We start from the raw sequence: 3,193 nt of genomic DNA, 5'->3' as shown, positions 1-3,193 counted from the left end.
GGCGTTGCCCGTGGGCGGGGCGATGGTCGCCGTCCAGGCGACCGAGGACGAGATCCTTCCCCACCTGACCGACGGCGTCAGCATCGCGGCGGTCAACGGCCCGCAGTCGGTCGTCGTCTCCGGCTGGAGGAGTTCGCGCAGGCCGTCAGCGGTCTGGTCTTCAACGAGCCGCGGATTCCCGTCGTTTCGAACCTGACCGGCCGGCTGGCCGAGCCGTACACGCCCGAGTACTGGGTCCGGCACGTGCGTGAAGCGGTCCGCTTCGCCGACGGCGTCCAGACCCTGCACGGCCTGGGTGTGACGACCTTCGTGGAGGTCGGTCCCGGTGGCGTCCTCAGTGCCCTCGCCCAGGGCTGCCTCGATGATGTTGCGGACATTGTCACCGTTCCCGCCCTGCGCGCCGACCGCCCGGAGCCGTACGCCCTCACCGCCGCGTGTGCCCAACTGCACGTTGTCGGCGTCGAAGTGGACTGGCACGCCTTCTTCCCGGGCGCTCGCCGTGTCGACCTGCCGACCTACGCCTTCCAGCGCGAGCGCTTCTGGCTCGACGTCCCTCAGGCGTCCGGCGACGTCCGGGCCGCCGGCCTGGGGGCGGCGGACCATCCGTTGCTCGGTGCCGCGATTGCGACCGCCGACAGCGACGGGGCCCTGCTCACCGGGCTGCTCTCCCTCGAAACCCATCCCTGGCTCGCCGACCACGCCGTGAACGGGACCGTTCTGCTGCCCGGCACCGCGTTCGTGGAGTTGGCGATCCGGGCGGGCGACGAGACGGGGTGCGGATGGATCGAAGACCTCACCCTTGAGCTTCCTCTGGTCGTGCCCGAACGAGGTGGCGTCACCCTTCAGCTGGCTGTCGGTCCTGAGGACGAGTCAGGCCGACGGGAGCTGAGCGTGCACTCGCGCGTCGCCGACGGCTCGTGGCTGCGGCACGCGACGGGTGTGCTGTCCTCGGCAGAGGCACCGTCCGCTGCGGACCTCGGCGCATGGCCGCCGGTGGGTGCGGAGGCCGTCGACCTGGCGGCGTTCTACGAGGGCATGGCTGCCGCGGGCCTGGACTACGGTCCGGCCTTCCAGGGCCTGCGCTCGGTGTGGCGCGGCGGGGACGACGTCTTCGCCGAGGTCGAGCTGCCGGAGGAGCCGGCTGCCGAGGCGGCGGCGTTCGCCCTGCACCCGGCGCTGCTGGACGCGGCCCTGCACGCACTGGCCGCCGGTGGGCTGGTGTCGCCGACCGATGGGCCGGCCCTGCCGTTCGCATGGTCCGGCGTGGTCGTGCAGGCAGCCGGAGCGGCGATGGTGCGGGTGAAGTTGTCGCGGACGGCCACCGGTTCGGTGACCCTGGCCGTGGCCGACGGCGCCGGTGACCCGGTGGCCTCGGTCGAGTCGCTGTCGTTGCGGGCCGTCTCGGTGGAGCAGGTGCGCGGTGCCGGTGGCGGCGATCGGCTGTTCGGCCTGGAGTGGACGTCCGGGGGATCTGGCTCATGCCGCGGTGTGGGGGCTGGTGCGCTCGGCGCAGTCGGAGCACCCGGACCGGTTGGTGCTGGTGGAGGCCGAGGACACGGAGGAGGCGGTTCGGGTGCTGCCTGCCGTGCTCGCTTGCGGTGAGACGCAGTTCGCGGTCCGCAACGGCGAGGTGTTCGTACCGCGTCTGGTGAAGGCCACCGGGACCGCCACCGGCACGCCGGACTTCGGCGCCGGCACGCCGGACTTCGGCGCCGGCACCGTCCTGCTGACCGGTGCGTCCGGGGCGTTGGGCGCGCTCGTCGCCCGGCACCTGGTCGCCGAGCACGGCGTACGCAGTCTGCTGCTCGTCAGCCGGCGCGGTGCGCAGGCCCCCGGCGCCGCCGAGCTGGAGGCCGAACTGGCCGCGGGGGGCGCCGAGGTGAGCTGGGCGGCCTGCGACGCGGCCGACCGGGACGCCCTCGCCGAGGTGCTGTCCGGCACGTCGGTGACGGCCGTGGTGCACACGGCCGGCGTCCTCGACGACGGCGTGATCGCCGCGCTCACCCCGGAGCGCCTGCAGACCGTGCTGCGTCCGAAGGTCGATGCCGTGCTCAACCTCCATGAGCTGACCAGCGACCTGTCGGCGTTCGTCGTCTTCTCCTCGGTGTCCGGCATCCTGGGCAGCGCGGGCCAGGGCAACTACGCGGCGGCGAACACCTTCCTCGACGCCTTCGCCGAAGCCCGCCGCGCCCAGGGCCTCACCGCCGTGTCCCTGGCGTGGGGTCTGTGGGAGCAGGGCAACGGCATGGCCGACCGGCTCGACCAGGCGGACCTGACCCGGCTCAAGCGGGTGGGCCTGGCCCCGATCGCCGTCGACGAGGGTCTGCGGCTGTTCGACGCGGCGCTGGCCCTGGACCGGGCCGCCGTCGCCCCGCTGCGGCTGGACCTGAGCGGGCTGCAGGGCACGGTACCGCCGGTCCTGCGCGGGCTGGTGCGGGTGGCGCCGGTGCGGCGCGCGGCGCAGAGCGCGCCGAAGGGTTCGCTGGGGCAGCGGTTGGCCGGGCTGCCGGAGGCCGAGCGCGAGCAGGTGGTGCTGGACCTGGTGCGCACCGAGGTCGCCGCCGTGCTCGGCCATGCCTCGGTCCAGGCCGTCCAGCCGGAACACGCCTTCCAGGACGCCGGTTTCGACTCGCTCACCTCGGTGGAACTCCGTAACCGGCTGAACGCGGCGACCGGGCTGCGGCTCCCCGCGACCATGGTCTTCGATTACCCCACGCCCGTCGCGCTCGCCAGCTTCCTGCTGGGCGAGACCCTGGGCGTCCAGGCGCGGTCCGAGGCCGCGGTCGCCGCGGTGACCGGGACGGACGAGCCGATCGCGATCGTGGGTATGGCCTGCCGGTTCCCCGGTGATGTGCGGTCGCCAGAAGACCTGTGGCAGTTGGTCGCGTCCGGCGGCGACGCGATCTCGGGATTCCCCGAGGACCGCGGCTGGGACGTCGAGAACCTCTACGACCCGGACCCCGACCGTTCCGGCACGTCCTACGTGCGGCACGGCGGTTTCCTCCACGAGGCTGCCGAGTTCGACCCGGCCTTCTTCGGGATCTCGCCGCGTGAGGCGCTGGCGATGGACCCGCAGCAGCGGTTGCTGCTGGAGACGTCGTGGGAGGCGTTCGAGCGGGCCGGGATCGACCCGGTGACGATGCGGGGCAGCAGGACCGGTGTCTTCGCCGGTGTGATGTACCACGACTACGGC

Annotated in this window: 1 pseudogene; it reads left to right on the top strand. The window is 73.2% G+C overall.

The window, feature by feature from the left end:
- Window positions 1-3,193, top strand: a pseudogene (locus IO33_RS53695) (type I polyketide synthase); the annotation flags it as partial.

It is taken from the genome of Streptomyces durhamensis (genome assembly GCF_000725475.1).
GTDB lineage: Bacteria > Actinomycetota > Actinomycetes > Streptomycetales > Streptomycetaceae > Streptomyces > Streptomyces filipinensis.
This window is presented reverse-complemented; position numbering and strand designations above follow the sequence as displayed.